A 1278-nucleotide genomic window follows, 5' to 3' on the forward strand; every position below is an offset into this window, starting at 1 on the left:
GACCTCCCCCGCGACCGCGAGGCCGCGGCCGCAGAGCAGCGCCACCCGCATGACGCCGGTTTTCAGGACGGCGTCGTCGCCCCCCGAGGTGCTCTGCGGCCGGCGCGCCCACGGGCGTATCCGGCCGGCGGGGCGGTTCGACGCCTCAGGCGGCCGCATTGCTCATCCGGCGACGGACGACGAAGACGGCGCCACCCATGGCCGCCGCGGCGACGAGACCGCCGCCCACCTGCATCTCCACCGAACTCGGGCCGATGGATCCGCCGAGGCCGCCTTGCGCGCCCCGGCTGGGCAGGACGGTGAAGCGGGCCGTGGCGACCGGGTCCGTCTCGTTGCCCCGGTTGCCGCGGTCCCCGCCGTTGCCGCGGTCCCCGGCGTCTCCGCGGTCCCCGGGATTTCCGCGCTCACCGCCGTTTCCGCCGTCACCCCCGTTGCCGCCGTTGCCGCCGTTTCCGCCGTTGCCCCCGTTGCCGAAGTTGTTGTCGCTGTCGTTGCACCTCACGGACAGGCTGTAGTGACCGGGCGTCGCGTTGTCGCGAATGCGCGCCGTGGCGTAACCGACCCGTCCCGGCGACAGGTTCACCGTCGGGAAGGCGTTCGACCAGACCTTGCCGCCGGAGCGGCCGCAGCCCTCGGCGCTGATCCGCAGGGTGGCGCCCTGGTGCACCGAGGACGGGTTGACCGTGACGTTGGTCGGGACATTGCTCGGGTTGTTGCCCGGGCCGCCGCCCGCGGCGGCCAGCGGGGCTGCGAGCCCGACGGCCGCGAATGCGGTCGCGGTCACCGCGAGAGCGCGTGAAGCACGCATCGTTGAAAACCTCCAGCGGGAAGCGCGCCCCGGAGCCTTGTTCTCCGGGATCAGTGGACGTGTACGCGTCCCATGACGAACCCTCACCACATACGCCTGCCGACGCATTTCGGCACTGCTCCACCCCGGTGAGCCGACACGCCGTAGCACCGGAGCACCGACTGACGGAGCCGCAGGTCACAGACCGTCAGAAATTGCGTGCACGCATTACTCCGAAGAGCAGAACGCCGCCGTGGGGGCCTCACCCGGCCACCCGTTCGCCCGCCTCCGATCGCCGCCCGGGGCCGCCGCACCTAGCCTGTGCGATGTCGCGACGAAGGGAGAACCATGGGCCGGGACCAGTGGGGCGGCGAGCGGAGCAGACGCACACCCTGGGGCGCGATCGCCCTCGTGATGCTCACCGGTGTCGCCCTCATGCGGAACGGCGTGGACTCCCCCGCCGGGCCGCCGCAACCGGCCGCGGCGGCCTC

General features: G+C 72.8%; 1 protein-coding gene and 1 pseudogene. One reads left to right on the forward strand and one right to left on the reverse strand.

Annotated elements, in window-relative coordinates; translation table 11 throughout:
• Positions 1 to 145 precede the first annotated feature (145 nt).
• A complete protein-coding gene (locus tag ABZ371_RS32700; protein ID WP_358686587.1) occupies positions 146 to 784 on the reverse strand; it encodes a hypothetical protein in 639 nt (212 codons plus the stop codon).
• Between the two features lie 351 nt (positions 785 to 1135).
• Between ABZ371_RS32700 and ABZ371_RS32705 the strand changes: the two are divergent.
• A pseudogene (locus ABZ371_RS32705) lies at positions 1136 to 1278 on the forward strand (class F sortase); the annotation flags it as partial.

Origin of the sequence: Streptomyces sp. NPDC005899 (assembly GCF_040629645.1) — a bacterium.
Lineage (GTDB): Bacteria > Actinomycetota > Actinomycetes > Streptomycetales > Streptomycetaceae > Streptomyces.